Annotated in this window: 24 protein-coding genes and 1 tRNA gene; 23 read left to right on the top strand and 2 right to left on the bottom strand. The window is 66.1% G+C overall.

Features of this window, described 5'->3' with window-relative positions:
- Positions 1–127: 127 nt before the first annotated feature.
- From ACSYDW_RS14040 to ACSYDW_RS14030, 3 genes are all read left to right on the top strand, one after another.
- Positions 128–210: transfer RNA gene (locus ACSYDW_RS14040), tRNA-Leu, on the top strand.
- A gap of 145 nt (positions 211–355) precedes the next feature.
- Positions 356–1,681: a M20/M25/M40 family metallo-hydrolase gene (locus ACSYDW_RS14035; protein WP_438339351.1), complete on the top strand. Its 1,326-nt coding sequence runs from the start codon at positions 356–358 to the stop codon at positions 1,679–1,681.
- Between the two features lie 118 nt (positions 1,682–1,799).
- Positions 1,800–2,930: an acyl-CoA dehydrogenase family protein gene (locus tag ACSYDW_RS14030; RefSeq protein WP_438339480.1), complete on the top strand. Its 1,131-nt coding sequence runs from the start codon at positions 1,800–1,802 to the stop codon at positions 2,928–2,930.
- 61 nt (positions 2,931–2,991) lie between these two features.
- On the opposite strand, the gene ACSYDW_RS14025 is transcribed toward ACSYDW_RS14030, so the two are convergent.
- Positions 2,992–3,246 (bottom strand): DUF5703 family protein, encoded by a 255-nt coding sequence (locus tag ACSYDW_RS14025; RefSeq protein ID WP_438339350.1) that lies wholly within the window; start codon positions 3,244–3,246, stop codon positions 2,992–2,994.
- Between the two features lie 41 nt (positions 3,247–3,287).
- Here ACSYDW_RS14025 and ACSYDW_RS14020 point away from each other — a divergent pair, with 41 nt between their 5' ends.
- From ACSYDW_RS14020 to ACSYDW_RS14005, 4 genes are all read left to right on the top strand, one after another.
- Positions 3,288–3,548 (top strand): hypothetical protein, encoded by a 261-nt coding sequence (locus ACSYDW_RS14020; protein WP_438339349.1) that lies wholly within the window; start codon positions 3,288–3,290, stop codon positions 3,546–3,548.
- 112 nt (positions 3,549–3,660) lie between these two features.
- Entirely contained in the window at positions 3,661–4,485 is an 825-nt protein-coding gene (locus ACSYDW_RS14015) for an undecaprenyl-diphosphate phosphatase (RefSeq protein WP_438339348.1), read from the top strand.
- A gap of 119 nt (positions 4,486–4,604) precedes the next feature.
- The gene (gene mshC / locus ACSYDW_RS14010) at positions 4,605–5,882 is read left to right on the top strand and encodes a cysteine--1-D-myo-inosityl 2-amino-2-deoxy-alpha-D-glucopyranoside ligase (RefSeq protein ID WP_438339347.1); all 1,278 of its coding nucleotides are present in this window, start codon (positions 4,605–4,607) and stop codon (positions 5,880–5,882) included.
- A gap of 511 nt (positions 5,883–6,393) precedes the next feature.
- Positions 6,394–7,251: a hypothetical protein gene (locus tag ACSYDW_RS14005; protein ID WP_438339346.1), complete on the top strand. Its 858-nt coding sequence runs from the start codon at positions 6,394–6,396 to the stop codon at positions 7,249–7,251.
- Positions 7,252–7,397: 146 nt separating this feature from the next.
- Here the strand turns inward: ACSYDW_RS14005 and ACSYDW_RS14000 are convergent, their stop codons facing one another.
- Positions 7,398–8,324 (bottom strand): PAC2 family protein, encoded by a 927-nt coding sequence (locus ACSYDW_RS14000; RefSeq protein ID WP_438339479.1) that lies wholly within the window; start codon positions 8,322–8,324, stop codon positions 7,398–7,400.
- Between the two features lie 73 nt (positions 8,325–8,397).
- Here ACSYDW_RS14000 and ACSYDW_RS13995 point away from each other — a divergent pair, with 73 nt between their 5' ends.
- From ACSYDW_RS13995 to ACSYDW_RS13920, 16 genes are all read left to right on the top strand, one after another.
- Positions 8,398–9,117 (top strand): HAD family hydrolase, encoded by a 720-nt coding sequence (locus ACSYDW_RS13995; protein ID WP_438339345.1) that lies wholly within the window; start codon positions 8,398–8,400, stop codon positions 9,115–9,117.
- Positions 9,114–10,256: a site-2 protease family protein gene (locus ACSYDW_RS13990; protein WP_438339344.1), complete on the top strand. Its 1,143-nt coding sequence runs from the start codon at positions 9,114–9,116 to the stop codon at positions 10,254–10,256. Before ACSYDW_RS13995 ends, ACSYDW_RS13990 begins: the two co-directional genes overlap by 4 nt.
- Before the next feature lie 102 nt (positions 10,257–10,358).
- On the top strand, positions 10,359–11,429 hold the full coding sequence (locus tag ACSYDW_RS13985; protein WP_438339343.1) for a tRNA (adenine-N1)-methyltransferase: 1,071 nt from the start codon (positions 10,359–10,361) through the stop codon (positions 11,427–11,429).
- Positions 11,430–11,570: 141 nt separating this feature from the next.
- The gene (gene arc, locus ACSYDW_RS13980) at positions 11,571–13,307 is read left to right on the top strand and encodes a proteasome ATPase (RefSeq protein ID WP_438339342.1); all 1,737 of its coding nucleotides are present in this window, start codon (positions 11,571–11,573) and stop codon (positions 13,305–13,307) included.
- 14 nt (positions 13,308–13,321) lie between these two features.
- Positions 13,322–14,902 (top strand): depupylase/deamidase Dop, encoded by a 1,581-nt coding sequence (gene dop / locus ACSYDW_RS13975; RefSeq protein ID WP_438339478.1) that lies wholly within the window; start codon positions 13,322–13,324, stop codon positions 14,900–14,902.
- A 66-nt stretch (positions 14,903–14,968) separates the two neighbouring features.
- Positions 14,969–15,154, top strand: coding sequence for a ubiquitin-like protein Pup (locus tag ACSYDW_RS13970; protein ID WP_438339341.1), 186 nt, complete (start codon positions 14,969–14,971; stop codon positions 15,152–15,154).
- Positions 15,151–15,927, top strand: a complete 777-nt coding sequence (gene prcB / locus ACSYDW_RS13965; protein WP_438339340.1) for a proteasome subunit beta — start codon at positions 15,151–15,153, stop codon at positions 15,925–15,927. Before ACSYDW_RS13970 ends, prcB begins: the two co-directional genes overlap by 4 nt.
- Complete coding sequence (gene prcA, locus ACSYDW_RS13960) at positions 15,928–16,638, top strand: proteasome subunit alpha (protein ID WP_438339339.1); 711 nt, start codon at positions 15,928–15,930, stop codon at positions 16,636–16,638.
- Between the two features lie 7 nt (positions 16,639–16,645).
- Positions 16,646–18,007: a Pup--protein ligase gene (pafA, locus tag ACSYDW_RS13955; protein ID WP_438339338.1), complete on the top strand. Its 1,362-nt coding sequence runs from the start codon at positions 16,646–16,648 to the stop codon at positions 18,005–18,007.
- 138 nt (positions 18,008–18,145) lie between these two features.
- The gene (locus ACSYDW_RS13950) at positions 18,146–19,102 is read left to right on the top strand and encodes an FKBP-type peptidyl-prolyl cis-trans isomerase (protein ID WP_438339337.1); all 957 of its coding nucleotides are present in this window, start codon (positions 18,146–18,148) and stop codon (positions 19,100–19,102) included.
- 38 nt (positions 19,103–19,140) lie between these two features.
- Positions 19,141–19,536, top strand: a complete 396-nt coding sequence (locus tag ACSYDW_RS13945; RefSeq protein ID WP_438339336.1) for an FKBP-type peptidyl-prolyl cis-trans isomerase — start codon at positions 19,141–19,143, stop codon at positions 19,534–19,536.
- Positions 19,537–19,661: 125 nt separating this feature from the next.
- The gene (locus ACSYDW_RS13940; protein ID WP_438339335.1) at positions 19,662–21,617 is read left to right on the top strand and encodes a helix-turn-helix transcriptional regulator; all 1,956 of its coding nucleotides are present in this window, start codon (positions 19,662–19,664) and stop codon (positions 21,615–21,617) included.
- A 2-nt stretch (positions 21,618–21,619) separates the two neighbouring features.
- On the top strand, positions 21,620–21,979 hold the full coding sequence (locus tag ACSYDW_RS13935) for a hypothetical protein (protein ID WP_438339477.1): 360 nt from the start codon (positions 21,620–21,622) through the stop codon (positions 21,977–21,979).
- Positions 21,980–22,012: 33 nt separating this feature from the next.
- Positions 22,013–22,240, top strand: a complete 228-nt coding sequence (gene tatA / locus ACSYDW_RS13930; RefSeq protein ID WP_438339334.1) for a Sec-independent protein translocase subunit TatA — start codon at positions 22,013–22,015, stop codon at positions 22,238–22,240.
- A gap of 3 nt (positions 22,241–22,243) precedes the next feature.
- A complete protein-coding gene (gene tatC, locus ACSYDW_RS13925; protein WP_438339333.1) occupies positions 22,244–23,080 on the top strand; it encodes a twin-arginine translocase subunit TatC in 837 nt (278 codons plus the stop codon).
- 63 nt (positions 23,081–23,143) lie between these two features.
- Positions 23,144–25,948 (top strand): DEAD/DEAH box helicase, encoded by a 2,805-nt coding sequence (locus ACSYDW_RS13920; protein WP_438339332.1) that lies wholly within the window; start codon positions 23,144–23,146, stop codon positions 25,946–25,948.
- Positions 25,949–25,977 lie beyond the last annotated feature (29 nt).

Raw genomic sequence — 25,977 nt, 5'->3', positions numbered from 1 at the left:
TACGGCATTTTCGCCCCCGAGAGTCCCCGAATTGGAGTGTTCAACAAAGCCGTGCTAGAGTCTTATCTCGCTGCGAACGACGGAAACAAAGTTCTTCGGAACAGCGGATCCGGTTCGACGGCCACCAGCGAGGGTGGCGGAATGGTAGACGCGCTAGCTTGAGGTGCTAGTCCACTTAGGTGGGTGGGGGTTCAAGTCCCCTCCTTCGCACAGATCAACCCCTGGTCAGATGAGAATCTGACCAGGGGTTTTCTCGTGTCCCCCTTATGTCGCCACGCGTCGGGTTATGGCCGGCCATGCCGGAAACTCGATATGGTTGAAGTCGTCATCCACCGCGTGAAAGGCAGATTCCACCATGTCAGCTGAAGAGAACGTCCCGCAGCGGATTGCCGCCGAGGACGAAGTCGCCGGCATCTGCCAGGCACTGATCCGCATTGACACCAGCAACTTCGGGGGCAACGAAGGGCCGGGGGAGCGCAAGGCCGCCGAATACGTCGCCTCGCTCATGTCGGAGGTGGGGCTGGAAACCACGCTTGTCGAATCGGCCCCCGGCCGGTCAAGCGTCGTGGCCCGCATGGAAGGAACCGACAAGTCTCTGCCTGCGTTGATCGTCCATGGCCACCTGGACGTGGTGCCGGCGTTCAAGGACGAATGGTCGGTGGACCCGTTCGGCGCCGAAATCAAGGACGGCATGATCTGGGGCCGCGGGGCGGTCGACATGAAGGACATGGATGCCATGATCCTCTCGGTGCTGCGCGAGATGCAGCGAGACGGAGTCCGTCCCCGACGCGACCTCGTCTTCGCGTTCTTCGCCGACGAGGAGGCAGGCGGCGACTACGGCGCCCGATGGCTCGTGGAGAACCACCCGGAACTCTTCGAAGGCGCCACCGAAGCGATCAGCGAGGTCGGCGGGTTCTCCGCCACCATCGACGGCAAGCGTGCCTACCTGCTGCAAACCGCCGAAAAGGGAATCGCCTGGCTCAAGCTCACTGCCGCAGGGCGTGCCGGGCACGGCTCGCAGACCAACGACGCCAACGCCGTCACGCGGCTCGCCGCCGCCGTCACCCGGATCGGCGAGCACGACTGGCCCATCTCCTACACGGACACCACTCGGGCCTTCCTGGAAGGCGTTTCCTCCATGACAGGGATCGAGTTCACCGACGACAACCCGCAGGTGCTGCTCAACGAACTGGGCAACGTGGCACGCTTCGTCGGGGCAACCCTGCAAAACACCTCGAACCCCACCGCGCTGAACGCCGGATACAAGCACAACGTCATCCCGGGGTCCGCCGAGGCGCTGATCGATGTCCGCACCCTGCCCGGGCAGCACGAGGAAGTCATCGCCAAGCTGCGCGAACTCGCCGGCCCCGACGTCCAGCTGAGCTCGGTCCACCAGGACCTGGCCCTGGAAGTTCCGTTCGCCGGCAACCTCGTCGACCACATGGTTGCCGCGCTGGGCCGCGAGGACCCGGAAGCGGTGGTGCTTCCCTACATGCTTTCCGGCGGCACCGACAACAAGTCGCTCTCGCGCCTGGGCATCACCGGCTACGGCTTCGCCCCGCTGCGCCTTCCGGCGGAACTCGACTTCACCGGGATGTTCCACGGGGTCGACGAGCGGGTGCCTGTCGACTCCCTGAAATTCGGCACGCGGGTCCTGCGCGACCTGCTCACCACCTACTGACACCCCTGTCCGACACACCGATCTCCGGGCCCGGCCGCTGAGCGGCGGGCCCGGACGATCTTGACCGAAAGAAACCGTGACCCAGGTGAAAACAATTGCCGAGGTGCTCGACACCCAAATGCTCGAACGATTCCGGGGCCGGGCCGCCACCTATGATTCCTCCAACACCTTCTGCAGCGAGGACTTCGAGGAACTCAAGAATGCCGGTTACCTCAAGGCCATGCTTCCGGAGGACCGCGGCGGATTCGGCTGGGGCATGGAACGGATGACGGCAGCCCAGCGGCTGCTGGCGTCGCACGCGCCGGCGACGGCCCTGGCCGTGAACATGCACCTGGTGTGGACCGGGGTGGCCACGTTGCTGGCCGCGCGCGGTGATGACCGGCTGGACATGGTGCTCGGTTGGGTGGCCGACGGGGAAGTGATGGCCTTCGGCGTCTCCGAGGCCGGAAACGACGAGGTGCTGTTCGACTCCGTCACCACGGCTGTACCGGCCTCCGACGGATCCTACTCCTACACAGGGGTCAAGGTCTTCACATCCCTGGCCCCGGTCTGGACCAAGCTCGGGGTGTTCGGCAAGGACGCGGGCGGGGACGGTGCCGGTCCGTCGCTGGTGCACGGATTCCTGGACCGGGATGCCCCGGGTATCGAAATCCCCTCCAACTGGGACACGCTGGGGATGCGTGCCACGCAGTCGAACACCACCATCCTCACCGGAGCCCGGGTTCCTGCAGGTCAGATCCACAGCGTGCTTCCCGTGGGACCTGTCGCGGACCCGCTGGTGTTCGGCATCTTCGCCTCGTTCCTCTCGCTGACGGCCTCGGTCTATGTGGGGCTGGCCGAGCGCGGCATGCAGTTGGCCGCAGCGCAGCCCGCGAAGCGCAAGTCCATGAAGAACGGTGGCCGCGGCTACGACCAGGACCCAGACATCCGCTGGCAGGTCGCCGACGCCGGCATGAAAGTGCTGCAACTCGACGCGATGCTGCGGATGACGACCCGAGACCTTGACGACCTGGTTGACCACGGGCCGGCGTGGTTCCCGCGCCTCGTCACGCTGCGCACCCAGGCGGGGGATGCTGCCCGCGCCTGCGTCGAGATTGCCGCCAAGGTGTCGGGCGGTGGCCAGTACTTCAGGGGCTCGGAGATCGAGCGTCTGTACCGTGACGCGCTGGCGAGCCTCTACCATCCTTCGAACGCCGAATCCGCGCACTCGACCGTTGCGTCGTGGCTCGTGGGGCCGCTGGAGTCGTAGGGGTCGTTGGAGGGTTCGATGGCAGGGCCGGCAGGCTGTGGCCCTGCGGACCGGGACGTTTCTACGCGCGGATCTCCAGCGTGGCGTTCACGCGCATGACCCTGCGGCGCATCCAGTACTTCTGCCCGCCACCCTGGTAGAGGCAGCTTCGCATGAGCTCCCATTTTCCGTACTCCGCGTGTTCGCGCAGGATGCCGCGCACCATCGAGCGCTGCTCATGCGGGGCGGTGGTGATCACCAGGTATTCGTACCTCCGGGATGCCGTATCGGGAGACCCGGCTGCCGCTGCCTGCGGCGGAATTATCTTTTCGATCATGTCCCTGTCCATCGTGTGGCTGTGCCTGTAACGTCTAGCCCATGAGTACAGACCCACGCGTTGCCCTCAGCGTCTTGATCAGCTGCCTTGAAGAGCACCTTGCAGCAGTCGCATCGAAACGCGGTGCCGAGGATGCGAATCTCAGCGCCGCCTTCTTGGCAGTTGCGGATGCCTTCGAGGAATATGAGGATGCACTCTATGAAGCCTACGAAGAATTCCTACCGTTGAGCGTAGTTGATGAAGAGGATGATGACGAGGGCTTCCGTGACTTCGAATCCGGCCCGGACGCGCTGCGTGAGTAGGGTCGTTCCGGGGTCCTGAATCTTCGGCGGGACGTAGTTCCCTGGTATGAACTTTGCCGCACCACGGGTTTCAAGTACGGCCCGGGGTGCGCCGGTGAAGTAATGTCGGTACGTGAATTGGTTTGAAGCGGCCTTCCTAGGGCTGATCCAGGGTCTGACAGAATTTCTCCCCATCTCCTCGAGTGCGCACCTGCGCATCGTCGGCGAGCTGCTGCCGAATGCGGCGGATCCGGGGGCGGCATTTACCGCCATCACGCAGCTCGGTACGGAAACCGCCGTCCTGGTGTTCTTCTGGAAGGACATCGTTCGCATCATCGGTGCCTGGTTCAACGCCCTGCGCGGAAAGGTCCCGCACAGCGACCCCGACGCCAAGATGGGCTGGCTCATCATCGTCGGCTCGCTGCCGATTGCGGTCCTGGGCCTGCTCTTCGAGGAGCAGATCGACACCACCCTGCGGTCCCTGTGGATCGTGGCCACCACGCTGATCGTCTTCGGCCTGATCCTTGCGATCGCCGACCACTACGGACGCCAGCAGCGAGAGCTCTCGGAGCTGACGCCCAAGCACGGCATCATCTACGGCTTCGCGCAGGCCATGGCATTGATCCCGGGCGTTTCCCGCTCCGGCGGCACGATCACCGCCGGCCTGTTCATGGGCTACACCCGCGAGGCCGCGGCTCGCTACTCCTTCCTGCTGGCAATTCCCGCGGTGTTCTCCTCGGGGCTCTACAAGCTCGTGAAGTCGCTTGACGAGCCCGGCGTCTACAGCCTGCCGCAGACCGGGCTCGCCACCGTGATTGCTTTCGTCGTCGGCTTCGTGATCGTCGGCTGGTTCCTCAAGTACGTATCCACCCACAGCTACCGGCTCTTCGTCTGGTACCGCATCGCGCTGGGCCTGGCCCTGTACGTGGCATTGGGATTCGGCGTCATCAACCCCTGATCCGGGCTATCCCGCCGGGAAATCCGGCTCCGGCGGAATAACTTTGCCCCCAGCGGGCTTGTTGAAAGTAAAAGTACTCCCCATCCACTTGGGTCGACTCCCAAGAGAAAGGACGCCCCGTGCTTGCATGGTCCGCGCCCACCATCCCGCATATCCCGGGAAACGCCCCGATCCTCGAGGTCCACGACACCCCCAGCCGGTCGCTCGTCGACACCGCCCCCGCCGATAGGTCCAACGCCCCGGCCAGCATGTATGTCTGCGGCATCACCCCGTACGACGCCACGCACATGGGCCACGCGGCCACCTACGTGGCCTTCGACCTGTTGCAGCGCACGTGGCGCGATGCCGGCCGCGAAGTCACCTACGTGCAGAACGTCACCGACATCGACGACCCGCTGCTCGAACGGGCCACGGCCACCGGCGTGGATTGGGTGGCCCTCGCCGCCGAGCAGACCGACCTGTTCCGTGCCGACATGGAAGCACTGAACGTCATCCCGCCGCAGCACTACGTCGGTGCCGTCGAATCGATTTCCTGGCTCGTGCCGCTGATCGAGGAACTCGTGGCCAAGGACCTCGCTTACCGGGTACCCGGGACCGACGGGGAACCCGACGGCGACATCTACTTCGACGCCATTGGCTCGGCCAACGGCGCCTGGGAACTGGGCAGCGTCAGCGGCTACGACCGCGCCACCATGATGGGGTTCTTCGCCGAACGCGGCGGGGACCCCCAGCGCGCCGGAAAGCGCGATCAGCTGGATCCGTTGTTGTGGCGCGTCGCCCGTGAAGGCGAGCCGCGCTGGGACGGCGCGAGTCTCGGGGCAGGCCGCCCGGGCTGGCACATCGAGTGCTCGGTCATTGCCCGCCGTTTCCTGCCCGCACCGTTCACGGTCCAGGGCGGCGGATCCGACCTGGTCTTCCCGCACCACGAATTCTCCGCAGGCCACGCCGCGGCCCTGGACGGCAAGGCCCTGGCCGAAACCTACGTGCACACCGGCATGGTGGGCCTAGACGGCGAAAAGATGAGCAAGTCCCTGGGCAACCTGGTGCTGGTCTCCAAGCTGCGTGCCGCGGGTGTCGAGCCGGTGGCCATCCGCACCGTGCTGTTGGGCCAGCACTACCGCTCCGACTGGTTCTGGACCGACGAACTGCTGCTCGAAGGCCAGGCCCGCGTCGAACGTTGGCGCAAACGCATCCCGGGCACCACGCTTTCCGAGGCCACCGCGGTGATCACACGGATCCGCGCCAAACTGGCCAACGACCTGAACGCGCCAGCGGCATTGGCGGTGCTTGACGCCTTCAGCGCGCAGGAACCTTCCGGCCAGGACGACTCGCAGGGAGCCGGCGGCAAGCTGCTGGCCGATGCGCTTGACGCACTGTTGGGGCTCAAGCTCTTCTAGATCCCGTTTCCGGCCATGGGCCGGGAACCCACGGGGCGCGTACCGCGTTCCGCCGCCGGCACCGCGCATCGCGGGCCGGTTGCGGTTCGAGGTACGCGCCCCTCCTTGTTTGCGGACGGATACTCGGCCGCCCGCAATCGCCGGGAACCGCCTGCCGGACCGGCTCGACGGCCGTGGCCGGCGCATGGACACGACCTGCCCCCGAGCCTATGATGAGCCTTACCCATGGGCTCGTTCTAGCCTCCCGAGGTCACGACATGGAAATCGACCGAAAAGCTTCCTCCGCCCTCCGCGTTCCGGAGCGGGAACCTTGCGGTTTCCAGGCCATCGCCGCCCCCGCCAACCTGTTCCGGCGTTCCCATCCGCACGTGGGCGGGTGCCGGCTACGGCACCACCGAGGGCCCCTGCGATTTCCGCGTTGCCGCACCTGCGGTTCGGCGCTCCACAGCGGACCGCCGGCAGGTGCCCGTGGAAGAGCGTGGAATGCCACGCCCGCAGGAGGGGCAACGCCATGACGGAGGCGCCCGGCGGCAGGTCCAGGACGAGGGTGCTGGCCACGCTTGCGACAATAGGCCCACCGATCACGATGATCGGATCGGTACTTGTCTTCTTCGGCTGGGTGAAGGCCGATGCCGAGGCCAAGGCATTGGGCCTGAACGTCGAGCTGTTCGGGTACACCACCCAGGACTACGTCCGCTTCAGCACGATGCACGCGGCAGTTCCGCTGGTGTGCTTGTTGGTTGGCGGGCTCCTCTGGATGGGCCTGGACCGGCGGTTGTCCGCGCGGCTGCAGGACGGCCGCTCCCGTCCCGGGGTGCGGCGCATCGCAGGGGTCGCCGCCGTGGCCGGTTTCGTTTTGGCCGGCGGCGCGCTGATGCTGGTGGTGTTCGACGAGGACCAGAGCATCCTGTTCGCGCCGTATGTTGTGGCGTTGGGCGTGTTGCTGGCCGCGTGGGCGGCACGGATGCGGCGGCTGGCGCAGGCCGTTCCGGCGCCGCCGCCGTCGATCGAACAGCGCGCGGGGGAGGCAGCGCTGCTGTTCGGGTTGGTGACGGTGTTGTTGTTCTGGGGAGCCGAGGACCATGCCAGGAGCGTGGGCCAACGAATCGCCGTGGAACTCGAAGAGCATGTGGCAGCCCTGCCCGCTGTGGAACTGTACAGTTCCGGGCGGCTGGCCATCGGCGCCGAGGGAGTCACCGAGGAATCGCTGGGCACGGGCGTCGCCCCGTTGTACAGGTATTCGGGGCTGCGCCTGCTGGACCTCAGCGGCGGGAACCTGTTCTTCCTGCCAGACCGGTGGAAGGCAGGAAGTGGAACCGTGGTGGTGCTGCCCGACAACGGCACCGTCAGGGTCGAATACGGACACTGAAAGGCCGCCGCTCAGGCAGCGAGTGGCATCAACCCAGGGGTGCCCGCCATGCGCGTCCTCCTGTGCCATCGGAGTGCAGCGGTAGCGCCCGCGGTGGAGTCCGCAGCTCGGGCTGCACCCGGCCCCGCCGGATGTTGTCAGGGGCTTTACGGGTATTCCGGATCGCCGGGCTCATCGGGGGACTCCGGGTCGGGGAGCTTGGGCCGGTTGCGCCGCTTCAGGTAGCGCTCGAACTCCCGGGCGATCGCCTCGCCGGTGGCCTCGGGAAGGTCAGTTTCGTCCTGGGCCTGCTCGAGCTGGCGCACGTAGGCGGCGATGTCCGAGTCGCCCTTGGCCAGTTCGTTGACGCCGCGTTCCCACGCCAACGCGTCCTCGGTGAGTTCCTCCAGGTCGATCACCAGCGGGAAGAACTCCTCGACCCGGTGCAGCAACGCGAGTTCCGCCTTGGGGGAGGGCGCTTGGGCCACGTAGTGCGGAACGGCCGACCAGATGCTCAGCGTCGGCAGCCCGGAAGCCTCGGCGATCTGCGCCAGCACCCCGAGGATGCCGGTGGGTCCCTCGTAGCCAGACTCCTGGATGCCCAGTGCCTTCCGGACCCCGGCGTCGTCGCTTGTCACCGACGCCTGGATCGGTCGGGTGTGCGGGACATCGGCCAGCAGCGCGCCGAGGGCCATGACGCCCTGCACGTTCTCCTCTTCCGCCCGGACGAGGATCTCGGCAATGAAGGCCTTCCACCGGTAGGTGGGCTCGACCCCGCGCAGCAGCACCAGGTCTACCGGGCTGTCCTCGAGGACCGCCCGGTAGAAATGGGTGGTCGGCCACTTGATCACGCGCTTGCCCGAGCCGTTGCGGCGCACCTGCGGCCTGGAGAACTGGTAGTCGTAGAAGTCGTCGTCGCTGATGCCGCGGATCTTCTTGGCACCACTGGCACGCCGGATGAGCCGCAGCGCCTCGCTGGCCGCGTCGCCGGCATCGTTCCAGCCCTCGAACGCCACGACCATGATGGCCGGACGCACCGCCGCGTCCCCGGAAGCGGGGTCGACGAGGGACGAAAGTGTCACCGGATCGTTTATATCTTCGCTCACAACCACACACTAGCGCGCGAAGTCGTCAGCATGTGAACCCCAAGCCCATTAGAATTGGCTCATGCCAACCCAGAATCCAGCCGATTTGCCCGCACCGGCCCGCGACAGTCCCGTCCAGGGCGTGCTCTGGGACATGGACGGAACCCTCCTGGACACCGAACCCTACTGGATGGGTGCCGAGGAGGAGCTCGTTGCCGCCCACGGCGGGACCTGGACCCACGAGGATGCGCTCTCGCTTGTGGGAAGCGCGCTGCCCGACTCGGCGGCGGTGCTGCAGCGCGCCGGCGTCGACATGGGCGTGCGGGAGATCATCGACTGGCTCGGTGAACGCGTCATGGCCGGGATCGAGAACCACGTCGAGTGGCGTCCCGGCGCCCTGGATCTGCTCGAGGAGCTGCACGCCGCGGGCATCCCGTGCGGGCTTGTCACCATGTCCGAGGGCCCGATGGCCACGGCGGTGCTCGCCAAGCTCCCGAAGAAGTACTTCGCCTTCCAGGTCACCGGCGACCAGGTGCTGCGCGGCAAGCCGCACCCGGACCCGTACCTGCTGGGCCTGGAAAAGCTCTCCGCCCTGGTGCCCGACCTCGAGCCCCGGCGCGTCGTCGGCATCGAGGACTCGGCCCCGGGCATCGCCTCCGCCTCCGCAGCCGGCCTGGCCGCACTGCTGGTGCCGCACCTGAGCCGGGTCCCGGAGAACGGTCCCTGGCACACCATCGACTCGCTGGAGCGCGTGGACTTCTCCGTGCTTTCCGCACTCACCGGCATCGGGGCCACCAGATGACCGAAACCCCCACCAAGCGCGACGGGATCCCGCTGGGATCCTTCCTCGGCGTGCCCGTGTCCCTGGCCTGGTCCTGGTTCGTGATCGCGGCGTTCATCGTCGTGGTCTTCGGGCCGCAGGTCAGCCGGGCCCTGCCGGGGCTCCAAGGCGGTGCCTACGTCGTCGCCTTCGCCTACGCCGTGCTGCTGGCGCTCTCCGTGCTGGTGCACGAGCTGGCCCATGCGCTCACCGCCAAGGCCTTCGGCTGGCCCGGTGCGCGGATCGTGCTGAACCTGTGGGGCGGGCACACCCAGTTCTCCTCCTTCAACGCCACCCCGGGACGGTCGCTGGCCGTGGCCATGGCCGGTCCGGCCGCGAACTTCCTGCTCGCGGGCATCGGCTACGTGCTGCTGCAGCTGGTGCAGCCCACCGGCGTCGTGTTCCTGCTCTGGGACATCCTGGTCTGGGCCAACCTGCTGGTGGCGCTGTTCAACATCCTGCCGGGCCTGCCGCTTGACGGCGGCCGGCTTGTCGAGTCGGCGGTCTGGAAGGCCACCGGCTCCCAGGACCGCGGCACGGTGGCCGCCGGCTGGGCGGGCCGCGTGATAGTGGTGCTGATCGTCGGCTACTTCGTGATCAGCCCGCTGACCCGCAACGAACCGCTGGACTTCCAGGTGCTGCTGGTGGCGGTGCTCGTGGGCGGGTTCATGTGGACCGGTGCCTCCCAGATCATCGCCCACGCTAAGCTGCGCCTGCGCCTGCCGCTGGTGTCGGTGCGCGCACTGATGGAACCCGCGACCGCCCTGGCCATGGATTCCACGCTGGCCGACGTCACCGCGCGGATCGCCAGCCGCGGTGGCCGGGTCATCCTGATCGACCGCGACGGCACCCCGCAGGGCGTCATCGACGAAGCGACACTGGCCCAGATCGACCCCGGGCTGCTGGCCGAAAGCCCGGCGCTCTCGGCGGCCCGCGCCCTGAGTCCCGGGGCGGTGGTCAGCGACAGTGCCGACGGCCGGGCCCTGATCGGCTACCTGGCGACCCTCGAAGGCAGCGAATACGCGGTGATCGACGGGCAGAACCGGATCATCGGGCTGCTCGACCAGGCGAACATCGTTGCCGCGATCACCGGCAAGCCGCAGCAACCCCACGCGCACTAGGCGCCCCCAGTACCCGTGCCTCGCCGCCGGCCCCGCCCAGGGCCGGGACCGGCAGGCAAACCCCTGAAAAGATCCCCAAGCACAAAGGACACCCACCACCCCATGAACGACATGCCTGCACTGCCGCACGGCGCCATGAACCGCCGAGGCCCCTTCCGCGCCGGCGACCGCGTCCAGCTCACCGACCAGAAGCGCCGCATCAACACCATCACGCTGACCCCCGGCGGGGAGTTCCACACCCACAAGGGCGTGCTCTACCACGACGACCTCGTCGGCCTGCCCGAGGGCTCGATCGTCGAAAACACCAACGAGGTCCGCTACCAGGCCCTGCGCCCGCTGCTGAAGGACTTTGTCCTGTCCATGCCGCGCGGCGCCACGGTGGTCTACCCCAAGGATGCGGCCCAGATCGTCCAGATGGGCGACATCTACCCGGGCGCCCGCGTGGTCGAGGCCGGCGTGGGCTCCGGCGCGCTGTCCATGTCGCTGCTGCGCGCGGTCGGCGATGCCGGCTACCTGCACTCCTTCGAGCGCCGCGAGGAATTCGCGGAGATCGCCCGCGGCAACGTGGACACCGTCTTCGGCGGCCCGCACCCGGCCTGGAAGATTTCCATCGGCGACTTCCAGGAGAAGGTCCTGGAGACCGAGGAGCCGGGCTCCGTGGACCGCGTGGTCCTGGACATGCTCTCCCCGTGGGAGTGCGTCGACGCGGTGTCCACGGTCCTGGCACCGGGCGGCGTGTGGGTCAACTACGTGGCCACCGTGACCCAGATGTCCCGCACCGTGGAGGCCATCCGCGCCACAGGCATGTACACCGAGCCGGAGTCCTTCGAGACGATGGTCCGCGGCTGGCACGTCGACGGCCTGGCCGTGCGCCCGGACCACCGCATGGTCGCGCACACCGCCTTCCTGATCACCTGCCGCCGGCTGGCCGACGGTGCCGTGGGCATCCCGGGCGCCAAGCGCGTGAAGGAGCACACCTACTCCGCCGAGGACCTGGCCACCTGGACCCGCTCGGAGACCCCGGAGGACTGGAACCACGAGGCCCTGGGCGAACGGGGCGTTTCGGCCCGCAAGCTGCGCCGCGCCGCCAAGGACGCCAAGTCGATGATCCAGCGCGGCTCGCTGCCGCAGGGAACCGGCGAGGCCGCGGACGAGGACAACGCAGGGGAGTAGCTTCGCCCCGCGCCCCGCGCCCCGCGCGATCCGGCGGTCACAAACCGCCGGATCGCGCGGGGGAATGCATAGTATGAGTGTGTAGTTGCGTGCGCCGGCGGTGCCGGTGCACGCAGACCTCAGATTATGCGAAACGGGTTGATGATGAGCGAAGAAGCAGATCGCACACGGTTAGAGGGCCAGGTCACGGCCGCCGAACGACAGCTGAACGTGCTGCGCGACAAGAACCGCCAACTCGACCGCCAGCTGGCCTCCGCCGGGGCCAACAACTCGCGCCTGGTCGCCATGCTGGAGCGCACCCGCGAGGAGATCATCAACCTCAAGGCCGGCCTCGAAAAGGACGGCGACACCCCCTTCAGCCACGGCACCGTCGTCGAAAAGCACCCGCGCAGCCACCCGCTGCCCGGCGTGGGGATCGCCGCCACCGGCGTGCAGTCCCTGGACATCCTCCAGGGCGGGCGCAAGCTGCGCGTCTCGGTGAGCCCGCTGCTGGACTTCGACAAGCTCCACCTCGGGCAGGAAGTGCTGCTCAACGAATCGCTCGTGGTTGTCGCCGGCCTGGGGTACGAGCAGGCCGGGGAACTCGTCACCGTCAAGGAGGTCCTCGAGGACCACCGGGTGGTGGCCATGGGCCGGGCCGACGACCAGCGCGTCATCCGCCTCGCGGACCCGCTGCTGAAGGACAAGGTGCGGGTGGGCGACGTGCTCTCGCTTGACTCGCGCACCGGACTCGGCATGGAGAAGATCCACCTGTCCGACATGCAGTCCCTGGTGCTGGAGGAACTCCCGGACATCTCCTACGCCGACATCGGCGGGCTTTCGGACCAGATCGAGGCCATCCGCGACGCCGTCGAACTGCCCTTCCTGCACCCGGACCTCTACCGCGAACACGGGCTCACCGCCCCCAAGGGCATCCTGCTCTACGGCCCCCCGGGCTGCGGCAAGACGCTGATCGCCAAGGCCGTGGCGCACTCGCTGGCCGAACGCACCTCCGAGCGCAACGGCACCGCCGGTTCCGCGCGCAGCTTCTTCCTGAACATCAAGGGCCCGGAACTGCTTGACAAGTACGTCGGGGAGACCGAGCGCCACATCCGGCTGATCTTCGCCCGCGCCCGCGAGAAGGCCGCCGGCGGCAGCCCCGTCGTCGTCTTCTTCGACGAGATGGACTCGCTCTTCCGCACCCGCGGCACCGGCGTGTCCTCCGACGTGGAGACCACGATCGTCCCGCAGCTGCTCGCGGAAATCGACGGCGTGGAGCGCCTGGACAACGTGATAGTCATCGGCGCCTCGAACCGCGAGGACATGATCGACCCGGCGATCCTGCGCCCGGGCCGGCTGGACGTGAAGATCAAGATCCGCCGCCCCGACGCGCAGGGCGCCGCGGAGATCTTCGCGAAGTACCTCACCGACGACCTGCCGCTGCACCCGGCCGACCTCGCCGAGCACGGCAACGACTCCACGGCCTGCGTGCGCGCCATGATCCAGGCCACCGTCGACTCCATGTACTCCACCGGGGCGGAAAACCAGTTCCTGGAGGTGACCTACGCCAACGGGGAAACCGAGATCCTCTACTTCAAGGACTTCTCCTCCGGGGCCGTGATCCGCAACGTGGTGGACCGCGCCAAGAAGGCAGCCATCAAGGCGTACCTGACCACGGGAGAACACGGCGTGCGGATGGACTACCTGCTGGCCGCCGTGGTGGAGGAGTTCCAGGAGCACGAGGACATGCCCAACACCACCAACCCCGACGACTGGGCCCGGATCTCCGGGCGCAAGGGGGAACGCATCACCTTCATCCGCACCATCGTCGCGGACAAGAACGGTCGCGGGAAGACCCTCGCCTCCGGCGCCGGCGACGAGACGGGGCAGTACCTGTGAGCGTCCACCGCGTCATGGGCCTGGAGACCGAATACGGAGTGCTCGCCCCCTCCATGCCCGGCGCCAACGCCACGCTGCTCTCCGCCCAGGTCATCAACGCCTACGCGGCCTCCGTGAGGGCAGGGTACGGCCACCTGGCCGGCACCCGCTGGGACTACTCGGACGAGTCCCCGCTGAACGACGCGCGCGGCTTCACCCAGCCGCGCTCCCAGGCCGACCCCTCCCAGCTCACCGACCTGGAACCGGAGCTCGACGCCGAGCAGGTGGCGCTGGCAGGGGGCGACGCGCAGATCGGCTCCACGCTCTACGACGAGCCCGACGAGGCCCGGGAAGTGCTCATGAACATGGTGCTGGGCAACGGGGCGCGTCTCTACGTGGACCACGCGCACCCGGAGTACTCCTCCCCGGAGACCACCAACCCGTTCGACGCGGTGCTCTACGACCAGGCCGGGGACCACGTGGCGCTCACCGCCGCGCGGCGCATCGAGGCCACCGACGGCTTCGTCCCGGTGCACCTGTACAAGAACAACACGGACAACAAGTCCGTATCCTACGGGGCGCACGAGAACTACCTCATGCCGCGCTCCGTGCCCTTCGAGTCGATCGCCACGCACCTGATCCCGTTCTTCGTCAGCCGGCAGGTCACCTGCGCCTCGGGCCGGGTGGGCCGCGGCATGCTGGGGCAGTACGACGGCTTCCAGGTCTCCCAGCGTGCCGACTTCTTCGAGGCGCAGGTCGGCCTGGAGACCACCATCCGCCGGCCGATCATCAACACGCGCGACGAGCCCCACGCCCACTGGGAGAAGTACCGCCGGCTGCACGTGATCATCGGGGACGCGAACCTCGGGCAGGTCTCCACGCTCCTGCGCACCGGCACCACGGCCCTGGTGCTCTCGATGATCGAGGCCGGAACCGCCCCGGACCCGGCGCTGCGCGAACCGGTCGCCGCACTGCAGGCCATCAGCCACGACCCGACCCTGAAGAGCAAGGTGGAGCTGGCCGACGGGCGCCGGCTGACCGCGCTGGAGATCCAGCGCATCTACCTCGACGCCGCGGTCGATCACTGCGCGCGCACCGGCGCAAACGACCCCGCGACGACGGAGGTCCTGCGCCGCTGGGACCAAACCCTCACCACGCTGGGCACCGACCTCTTCGCCGCGGCCGGCACCGTGGACTGGGTGGCGAAGTACAAGCTGATGAGCGGGTACGCAGACCGCCACGGGCTGGACTTCACCGACGCGCGGATCGCGCTGATGGACCTGCAGTGGGCAGACATCCGCCCGGAGAAGGGCCTCTACCACCGGCTGGCCGAACGCGGCCTGATGGAAACCCTCCATACCCCTGCACAGATCGCCGCGGCGGCCACGGCACCGCCGGAGGACACCCGCGCGTACTTCCGGGGCCGGGTGCTCAGCCGGTACCCGGAGCACGTGGTGGCGGCCAGCTGGGATTCGGTCTCCTTCAGCGTCCCGGGGGCGCGCAAGCTGGAGCGCATCGCCACGCTGGAACCGCTGCGCGGCACCAAGAAGCTGGTCGGCGCGCTGTTTGACGCCGACCTCTCGATCAACGAGTTCATCGGGACGTTGCGGCGCTAAAGTGCCCGCGCAGTGACAAGATGGACGCAGAACCGTATTCCGGGCCAACAACAAAGGGGCAAGACCATGACGCAGGAACACTTCTCGGCACGACGCACCGAGGAAACAGCGCAGCAGGAGCAGGAAGCCGTGGCCGCCGCCTCCACCACGCAGGACGCCGGCGTGGACGACCTGCTCGATGAGATCGACGGGGTGCTGGAGCAGAACGCGGAGGAATTCGTGCGCGGCTTCGTGCAGAAGGGCGGGCAGTGATCGAGCTCGGTCCCGGGCCTTCCTTCCTGGAGTACCTGAACCGGGACCGCCCGGACCTGCTGCCGCACACCAGCGCCCCGGCACCCGGGGTCCCGCACGCCACCACCATCGTGGCGCTCTCCTACGCCGGGGGAATCGTGATGGCCGGTGACCGGCGCGCGACAATGGGCAACGTGATAGCCAGCCGCCACATCGAGAAGGTCTTCGAGACCGACAGGTACTCGGTGGTCGGCATCGCCGGCGCCGCGGGCCTGGCCATCGACATCGCCAAGCTCTTCCAGGTCGAACTCGAGCACTACGAGAAGATCGAAGGCACGCTGCTCTCCCTGGAGGGCAAGGCCAACCGGCTGGCCTCCATGATCCGCTCCAACCTCGCCATGGCCATGCAGGGAATGAGCGTGGTGCCGCTGTTCGCCGGCTTCGACACGGCCCTGGAGACGGGCAGGATCTTCTCCTTCGACATCACCGGCGGCCTCTACGAGGAGGTCGAGCACCACAGCATCGGCTCCGGTTCGGTCTTCGCCCGGGGGGCGCTGAAGAAGCTCTGGCAGCCTCGGATGGATGCCGCGGGCGCCGTCCGGGTGGCCGTCGAGGCGCTCTACGACGCCGCCGACGACGATTCGGCCACCGGCGGCCCGGATCCCGTGCGCAAGCTCTGGCCCGTGGTGTACACCGTCACGGAACAGGGCGCCGTTCGCGTCGCCGACGTGGTGCTCGAGGCAGTGGCCGCGCAGATCATCGCCGAACGCACCAGCCAAGGCATGGAGGCCTAGATGAGCGCCCAGTACTACGTTTCCCCCGAACAATTGATGAAGGACCGGGCGGATTTCGCCCGGAAAGGCATCGCCCGGGGGCGTGCGGTCATCGTGGCCTCCTGCGCGGAGGGCATCGCACTGATAGCGGAGAACCCCTCCGGGTCACTTCACAAGATCGGGGAGATCTACGACAGGATCGCCTTTGCGGCCGTCGGCAAGTACAACGAGTTCGAGTCCCTCCGCCAGGCCGGTGTCCGGTACGCGGACACGCGCGGGTATTCCTACGCGCGGCAGGACGTCACGGGCCGGGGCCTGGCCAGCGTGTACGCGCAGTCCCTTGGAGCGGTGTTCACCGCCGAGGCCAAGCCTTTCGAGGTGGAGCTCGCGGTGCTCGAGCTGGGGGAGACCCAGGTGGAGGACACGCTGTTCTCGCTGAACTTCGACGGCTCCATCGCGGAGCAACCGGGCCTGATCATCATGGGCGGCGACACCCAGGCGCTGCGTGAGCAGTGGGCCGCCATCTGGGGCGAAAAGTCGCTGGCCGAGTCGAATGCCGCAGCCGTGATCCGCGCCGCGGCGGCAGTCCTGCCCGGAGTCGGCCCCGGTCCTGGGGGCGCGGGCCTGCTGGAGGTCGCCGTGCTGGAGCGCGTGAACCCGCGGGGCACCCACCGGCACTTCCACCGGCTGGACAAGGAAACCATTGAAGTGATTTTAAGTTCAGGAGAATGACCCGTTCATGGACCGCAGGATTTTCGGCATCGAAACCGAGTACGGCATCAACTATTCGGACCCCACGGGGCGCCCCCTCACTCCGGAGGAATCGGCCCGCTACCTTTTCCGCCGCGTCGTGGCGTGGGGCCGCAGCTCCAACGTCTTTTTGACCAACGGCTCCCGGCTCTACCTCGACGTCGGTTCGCACCCCGAATACGCCACCGCGGAATGCGATGACATCGCCCAGCTCATCGCCCACGACCGCGCGGGCGAGTCGATCCTCAACGACCTGGTCACCAGCGCCGAGCAGCGCATGGCCGCAGACGGCTTCAACGGCAAGCTCTATCTCTTCAAGAACAACACCGACACCGCGGGAAACTCCTACGGCTGCCACGAGAACTTCCTGATCCCGCGCCGGCTCGAGTTCGCGCGGCTTGCCGAGATCCTGATCCCCTTCCTTGTCACCCGGCAACTGATCGCCGGGGCCGGAAAGATCGTGAACGTGGAAGGCGAATCGCTGTACGCGTTTTCGCAGCGGGCCGACCATGTGTGGGAGGGCGTCTCCTCGGCCACCACGCGTTCCCGCCCGATCATCAACACCCGCGACGAACCGCATGCGGATGCCGAGTACTTCCGGCGACTGCACGTGATCGTCGGCGACTCGAACATGAGCGAGACGACGCAGCTGGTGAAGCTGGGCGCCACCGACCTGATGCTGCGGATCATCGAATCCGGAAAGATCATGACGGACCTGCGCCTGGAGAACCCGATCCGGAGCATCCGGGACATTTCACACGACTTCAACGGCCGGACCGTCGTGAAGTTGGCCAACGGGCGTGAGATGACGGCCCTGGAGCTGCAGCGCCAGTTCCTGGCGCTGGCCACGGACTTCGTTGCGCGTGAGGGTGCCCACCACGAGCGGGTGCCGCAAGTCCTTGACCTGTGGGAACGGACGCTTGACGCGGTGGAGTCGGGGAACTTCTCGGCGATCGACACCGAGATCGACTGGGCCATCAAGCACAAGCTCCTCTCCGGGTACGCCACGCGCCACAACCTCGGCCTGGACTCGCACCGGATGGCACAGCTAGACCTGACCTACCACGACATCGACACCAAGCGCGGGTTGTTCCACCTGCTGCGGAACCGCGGCCAGGCTGCGACCGTCGTCGAGGAACGGGATATCGCCTACGCCGTGGACAACCCGCCGCAGAGCACCAGGGCGAAGCTGCGCGGCGACTTCGTGCGCGCAGCCAAGGACGCGGAATGCGATTTCACTGTCGACTGGGTGCACCTGAAGCTGAACGACCACCCGGGGCAGACCGTGTTGTGCAAGGACCCGTTCCTGAATGAGGACCCGCGGGTGGATGCCCTGATTAGGAGCATTTAGCCCGACTTGTAGCTCAAATAAACCCTTCGATAAGGAATTTCACAGAATCAGCCATTACGCTGAAGAAATACCTTGACATCCACCCGCCAGCGCGAGTGGGTTTGTCCTGTCTCAATGCCCCAACTGAAAGTTGATTTCGTGCGCAAAGTCATGGCACTCGCCGCAGCGGCATCATTGCTGCTGCTTTCCGCCTGTGGTTCAACCCCGCCGGCCTCCAGCGGAGACGTCGCCCCCTTCGAGTCCCTCAAGGTCACTCCGGGTAAGGATGACTCGTCGGATCCGACGGTCACCTTTGACACCCCGATGGTGGCAACCGAGACCGCCGCAAAGGTCGTCCTCGACGGCAAGGGTGAAGCGCTCAAGGAAAACCAGAACGTCAAGTTCAAGTCGGTTGCCTACAATGCCGAGGACGGTAGCCTGCTTGGTTCCGGCTTCGGGCAGGAAGCGCTGACCCTGCCGACCACCGCCGAAATGAAGTCCCAGATGCCGGCACTCTACGACACGTTCCTTGCCGCCAAGGTCGGGTCGTGGATCGCCTTCGTCGAGCCGGGTGCCGAAGCCGCGGCAACGCCGAGCGCTTCGGCGTCCCCGTCGGCACCGGCAACGGCCAAGACCCTGGTGGTGCTCAAGGTGCTCTCGGCCGAGGACATCCCCCCGGCCTCTGAGAAGCTTGGAGCCGACGAGGTCAAGAAACTTAAGGATTCCGGGGCCCTGCCGACGGTTGAGATGAAGGACGGCAAGCCGGCCATCACCATCCCGAAGGGCAAGGACGAACCCGCAGGCCTGGTCGTTGACGTCATCAAGGAAGGCACCGGAAAGGTAGCCACCGAAACTTCCGACGTTTCTGCGAACTACACCGGCGTGCGCTGGGAAGACGGCCAGCAGTTCGATTCCAGTTTCGACGCCGGAAAGGCCGCCGATTTCAACTTGACGCAGGTCATCAAGGGTTGGACTCAGGGCCTGAGCGGTTTGAAGGCCGGAACCCAGGTCATGCTGACCATTCCTGCCGACTTGGCCTACGGCCCTGATGCCGCATCCCTGGGACGCCCGGCAGGCACCCTGGTCTTCTTCGTTGAACTCAAGGAAGTAAAGTAGCTAGGACGCTACAAGCAACCAACCGAAAGGATTCAAGCATGTCATTCGGACAGCGTGAATACGACCGCACCAAGCCGGAAATCGATTTCCCGGGCACCGATGCACCGACCGAGTTGAAGATCGTCGACATCATCGTCGGCGACGGCACCGAAGTTGTTCCGGGCTCGACCGTTTCGACCCACTACGTGGGCGTCGCCTGGTCGACCGGCGAGGAATTCGACGCATCGTGGAACCGCGGCACCCCGCTGGACTTCCGTGCCGGCGTTGGCCAGGTCATCCAGGGTTGGGACCAGGGCTTGCTCGGCATGAAGGTCGGCGGACGCCGCCGCCTGGAAATCCCTTCGGAGCTTGCCTACGGTTCGCGCGGCGCCGGTGGAGCGATCGGCCCGAACGAAGCACTGATCTTCGTCGTGGACCTCGTCGCCGTTCGCTAGGCAACCCCGCTTCACAGTCGCACTTTGGCCGCGTATTTCCTGCTCATCAGGGAAATCGCGGCCAAAGTCCGTTTAACCGGCGTTGCATTGGCACGCCGTGAGCGCTACGGGGTAACCTAGCGAGCGTGGCTCAAATTAACTCCGGCGGCCCCTCCCGGGCCGAGAAGCTTGTCAGTCTCACCTATGCCCTGATCAACACACCGCATGGCTATTCCAAGCGCGAGCTCCGCAAGATCGTTGACGACTACAAGGGGCTCTCAGAAGCCGCATTCGACCGGAAATTCGACAGGGACAAGAAGGATCTCCGGGACATGGGGATTCCCCTGAAGACCCTCGGTGAGGGTGGCGAGGAACGCTACCTCATCCCGCCGGAAAGCTACAGGCTCCCCGAAGTCCGGTTCACCACTGAGGAGTCCGCAGTGCTCGGTCTGGCTGCCCAGCTCTGGAAGGACACGGAGCTCGAATCCTTCGCGGCCCGAGCCACCGGACGGCTCGCAGTGGGCAACGGCGAAGGGGGTGCGGATGCCCGGTTCACCGAATATGTTCCGCGACTACACGCCTCAGGTCCCTCGTTCGGAGCCTGCCTCAATGCAGTGTGGTCCCAACAGGTCCTTGAATTCGAGTACCTGGACGCGCAGGGGCAACCCAGCACGAGAAGCGTGGATGCATGGGGGATCGGTTCGCGCTTCGGGAACTGGTACCTGGTGGGTTTCGACAACCACCGCCAAGGCGTCCGGATGTTCCGTCTCTCCCGGATCCTCAGCGACGTGGCGACCGGAAAGAACCATTCGTCGCGTCCCTCCGGCTTCAAGATTGCGGAGGCCCTGGACCGGCTCGATCCGCGCATTGCAGCCGAAGCGGCGCGGGTGCAGCTCGTCAAGGACACCGGGTGGTCCCTGCGATCGCGTGCAACCTCCATTGTCCCCGGGGTCGAACATGACGAAGCGGTCCTCCACGTGCATGACCTGATGTCCCTGGCGGCCGATATCGCCAAGCTCGGGCCCAACGCCAAGGTCCTGGCACCGGCGGGCCTCGCGGGCCTTGTCCAGCGGAAGCTTGCCGGGGCCCTGGACAGGCAACTCGATGCGGTTCCCGCTTTCAAACTCAGCAAGCGCCGCAACATGGGCCGGCCGCCATCCACCGACGCCGTCGCCCGCAACCTCGACATCATCTCGTACGTCGCAAAACTCGGCTCGCCAACGGTGGCGCAGACAGCCATGCACTTTGGCCTGAGCGAGAAGCAGCTTCTGGATCACCTGCAGACCATCATGATGTGCGGTGTGCCCAACGGCCTGCCGGACGAGCTGATCGACGTCGAATGGGAAACCGGAGCCATCAGCATCAACAACGCAGAAGCCCTCAATGCGCCGATCCGCCTGGGCCTGCAAGAGGCGGCGGCAATGCTCTCCGGGCTCGCGTCCCTGCGCCAGCTCCCGGACTTCGAGCACTCGACGGCGGTCGAAGGCGCCTTTGCCAAGTTGCAGGAGGCAGCCGTGGGATTCGAGGGCCTCGAATCGGTGCTCTCGATCGCCTTGCGATCCACCGAGGACAACGAGAACTACGCCGTGCTGCTCCGGGCGATCCGCGAGAACCAGGTCGTGAACCTGAAGTACTACAGCGCATCCAGCGACGCCGTCAGCGAGCGCCTCGTGGAACCCATCCGCTTGGTCGAGCATGCTGGCCGGCAGTACCTGCGGGCCTGGAGCCAGCCCAACGAGCAGATCCGCAGCTTCCGGCTCGACCGCATCCAGGATGCCACCGCAACCGGATCGGGATTCGTCGTGGAACCCGGCAAGCACGAGGACACCGAGGACATCTTCTTCACACCCGGTGAGAACGACGTTCAGGTGGTGCTTGGCTTCGGCAAACGGCTGGCATTGGCGGCCGACGAATATGCGCCCGAGCAGTGGGCCAAGGTCGGCGATGAATTGATCGCCGAGATCCGCTTCTCCTCGACGTCGCTCCTTCCCGGCATGATCGCCTACCACGGAGGGGATCTTCGGGTGCTGGCGCCCGAGCAAGTTCGGGAAGACATCGAATCCTGGCTGCGGCACGCACTGAGCAGCACCAGGGCGGCGTGAACATGTTGCCTTGGTGGTTCTGGGTTTTGCTGTGGGTGGCCCTCGTGCTGGGGATGCTGCTCTTCTTGGTGCTCTCAGGGATCCGGCTCTTCCGCGGATTCATGAAGCTCATGGATGCGGTGGGGGAAGCCGGTGACAGGGCCGGTGTGGCCATGGAAACACCGGCCGGCCCGATCGAGTACGGGGATCTCCCTCTATGCGGCCCGAGTGGCGTTGCCGCACTCTTCCAGGACCCCGAGGAAGCACGTGCTGCGTTGGAGGCGGGCAAGGCCCGGCGCGTCGAAGTTCGGCGTGCGCGCCGAGTTGAGCGTAAAGCTCTGCGCGGACAACCCCAGCGTGTCGCCGATCTCGATCTGTTCTGACGTAGAATTAAACCAATTGAAAGGAAGGTCCCCATGCCTGGACTCCAAGGATGGCATTTGGTCATCATCGTAATTTTGGCGCTCTTGCTCTTCGGTGCACCCAAGCTTCCGGGTCTGGCCCGTTCTGTGGGACAGTCGTTGCGCATCTTCAAGTCGGAAGTGCGCCAGATGAAGGACGATGAGAAGAACCCTTCCGCAGCGGATGAAACCGTTGAGGGTAAGATCGTTGATCCCGACCGTCGTGAGAACAACGCCTCGTAATTCGTGAGCGACAAGGACACCGCCCAGAAAAAGGGGCGGAAAAACAACCCCGAGGGTCGCATGGCCCTCAAGGCGCACCTCGTTGAAGCGCGCAACCGCCTCTTCATTTCACTGATTGCCTTGGTGCTGGGCACCGTCGGAGGGTTCTTCCTCTACGACGACGCCCTGGCCCTGATTATCGCCCCGGTGCGAGAGTACGGCGGCGAAGTCAACTTCACCTCGGTGATGGGGCCGTTCGACATCATGCTTAAGACCTCCCTGCTGCTGGGGTTGGTCTTCTCCTCACCGATCTGGATCTACCAGCTCTGGGCCTTCATCGTGCCCGGGCTGAAGAAAAAGGAACGCAATACCGCCATTGCGTTTGCGGCGGCGGCGGTTCCACTGTTCGTCATGGGTGTCGGCATGGCCTACTGGGTGTTGCCGCATGCACTGAAGTTCTTCATTTCGTTGACCCCCGAGGTCGCCAAGTCGTTGATCTCCACGGACAACTACCTGCCGTTCGTCTTCCGGCTCTTCATTGCCTTTGGCCTTGCCATGCTGGCACCGGTGCTGATGGTCGGCTTGAACATGGTCGGTGTCTTGAAGTCCAAGACGATCATGAAGCACTGGCGCATCACCGTGTTCCTCATCGCATTGGTGGCCGCCATGGCCGCTCCCGGCGGTGATGCGATCACCATGTTCGCGCTGGCCGGACCGCTCTTCCTCACCTTCGCAGCAGCAACTTTCATCTGCCACCTCAATGACCGCAGGCGAAACAAGAAGATCGCCGCCCTGGAAGCCGAGAATGCGGCAAACGCCGGTCGGGGTTCCGACCTTCCCGAGGTCCCTGATCTTCCATAACCTGTGCCCTAGCCAGCTCACCAGCGCGGGACCACCCACCACCATCTTGAAAGGGGTCGCAGCGTGAACACGCCGGCCGAGCGTTACGCCGCAGCCAAGGAACGTGCCAAGGAGGCCGACACCGGCCTGCCGGAATTCCGGGCCACACTCGGCTTCGACCTTGACCCCTTCCAGGAGGAGGCCTGCCGCGCAGTCGCCTCGGGAAGCGGTGTCTTGGTTGCCGCACCCACCGGGGCCGGCAAGACGGTGGTGGGGGAGTTCGCGATCTTCGAGGCGCTGCGCACCGGCCGCAAGGCGTTCTACACGACGCCCATCAAGGCACTCAGCAACCAAAAATACAGCGACCTCGTTGCCACGTACGGCCCAGAACGTGTGGGCCTGCTGACCGGCGACATGACGATCAACGGCGAGGCCGACGTTGTCGTCATGACCACCGAAGTGCTGCGCAACATGCTGTATGCGGATTCCGACACTCTCCAGGGACTCGGTTTCGTGGTCATGGACGAGGTCCACTATCTGGCGGACAAGTTCCGGGGGGCAGTGTGGGAAGAAGTGATCATCCACCTGCGCGATGACGTGCAGGTGATCTCGCTCTCGGCCACCGTTTCCAACGCCGAGGAATTCGGCGGATGGCTCGATGCCGTTCGCGGGGACACGCGGATCATCGTCTCCGAACACCGCCCGATCCCGCTCTACCAGCACGTCATGGTTGGCGGGAAACTCATGGATCTCTTCGCCGAGGATGTTGCGTTCGACCAGGTTGCCGAGGCCCCTGAGCGTTCGGCGCCAGTGAACCCCGAGCTGGCAAAGCTCGGCCAGCGCGGCTTCGCCTCCTCCCGTTCGCGTTCCCCCCAGCGTGGAGGACGTCGCGGGGGGAATGGAAACGGCGGCCGGCAACGCGAACAGCTGAGCACGAAGGTCTCCCGGCCGGACATGATCATGGCCCTGGACCGGGCCGGGCTGCTTCCCTCGCTGGTCTTCATTTTCTCCCGCAACGGCTGCGACGCGGCTGTCGCCCAATGCGTGCGCTCCGGACTGGCGCTGACCACGACCGCCGAAGCCACTGAAATCGAGCAGGCGATCGACTTGGTTGCCTACAAGCTCCCCGCCGACGACCTCGAAATCCTCGGATTCTGGCCATGGCGTGAGGGACTCATGCGCGGCTTTGCGGCCCACCACGCCGGCCTGCTTCCGATCTTCAAGGAAGTTGTCGAGGACCTGTTTGCCCGGGGTCTGGTCAAGGCTGTCTTCGCCACCGAAACCCTCGCCCTGGGCGTCAACATGCCGGCGCGCTCCGTGGTCATGGAAAAGCTCGAGAAATTCAACGGCGAATCACACGTCTCGATCACGGCGGGCGAATACACACAGCTCACCGGACGGGCGGGGCGCCGTGGCATCGACGTCGAGGGCCACGCGGTCGTGCTCTGGCAGAACGACACGGATCCGGCAGCCGTCGCAGGGCTTGCCTCCAAGCGCACGTACCCGTTGAATTCAAGCTTCCGCCCGACCTACAACATGTCGCTGAACCTGACCTCCCAGTTCGGGCGCGATCGTGCCCGCGGGATCCTTGAAACGTCATTCGCACAGTTCCAGGCGGACCGCTCGGTTGTCGGCCTGGCCCGCCAGGTCCGTTCTCGGGAGGAATCCCTCGAAGGCTACAAGAAGGCCATGACCTGCCACTTGGGGGACTTCAGCGAATACGCGGCATTGCGCAACTCGCTGTCCGAGGCTGAAAAGGAGGCGTCGAAGACGATCTCCCGCCAGCGTCGCTCGGCGGCCAGTGAATCGCTCGAGTCCCTGATGCTCGGCGACATCATCGAGGTCCACGGCCCGCGCCGGCTGGGGCGCTGCGTCGTCGTCCAGCTGGACACGGCATGGAACGACCCTCGACCCACGGTACTCACCGAGGAAAAGCAGATCCGGCGCATCGGCGTGCAGGACCTGGACGGTCCGGTGGAGATCATCTCGCGCATCCGCATCCCCAAGGGGTTCACCGGCCGCAGCCCCAAGGAACGCCGCGACCTTGCCGCGTCCCTGCACCACGCCATTGCCGACTCGCGGCCACCTCGGCGCGGTGCCTCCGGCTTCAACTTCTCCGGAAGCCAGGAGCAGGAGCAGAAGATCTCCGAGCTGCGCCGTGCCCTGAAGGCACACCCGTGCCACGGCTGCTCCGAACGCGAAGACCACGCCCGGTGGGGGGAGCGCTACACGAAGCTTCTCAAGGACACCAACAAGCTGCGGGCGCAGATCAGCGGGCGGACCAACACCATCGCGAAGACCTTCGACCGGGTCGCCTCGGTGCTCGAGCAGTTCGAGTACATGGTGCCCGCCACCAACGACACGGACCAGGCCCATATCACCGAGGCGGGTCAGCGACTGCGACGCATCTATGGCGAACGGGACCTGTTGACCTCGCTGGTCATGGAATCCGGGGTCATGAACGAGATGAACCCGGAGGAGCTGGCCGGTTTCATCTCCGCGCTGGTGTTCCAGGCGCGTCGCGAGGACAACTCGGACGAGCCCCGCATGCCCAGCGCCAAGGTGCAGCTGGCCTGGGAATCCGCTATCCAGCTGTGGTCGCGGCTCAACGATGCCGAGGTCATCGCCCGGCTGCCCGAGACGATGGCCCCGGATTCCGGTCTGATCTGGCCCATGTACAAGTGGACCAGGGGCTCTGACCTGCGTGAGTGCCTGCGCGGCACCGACCTGGCGGCCGGCGACTTCGTGCGGTGGGCCAAGCAGGTCATCGACGTTCTTGACCAACTGGCCAAGATCCCCGACCTGAACAGCGGATTGTCGCGTTCCTGCAACCGTGCGGTGGACAGGATCCGGCGCGGTGTCGTGGCCTACTCGAACGTCGTCGACTAGCCCGCACGCCCGTCCCGCCTCAGCTTTCG

This window comes from Paeniglutamicibacter selenitireducens (assembly GCF_051550675.1).
Taxonomy (GTDB): domain Bacteria; phylum Actinomycetota; class Actinomycetes; order Actinomycetales; family Micrococcaceae; genus Paeniglutamicibacter.
This window is presented reverse-complemented; position numbering and strand designations above follow the sequence as displayed.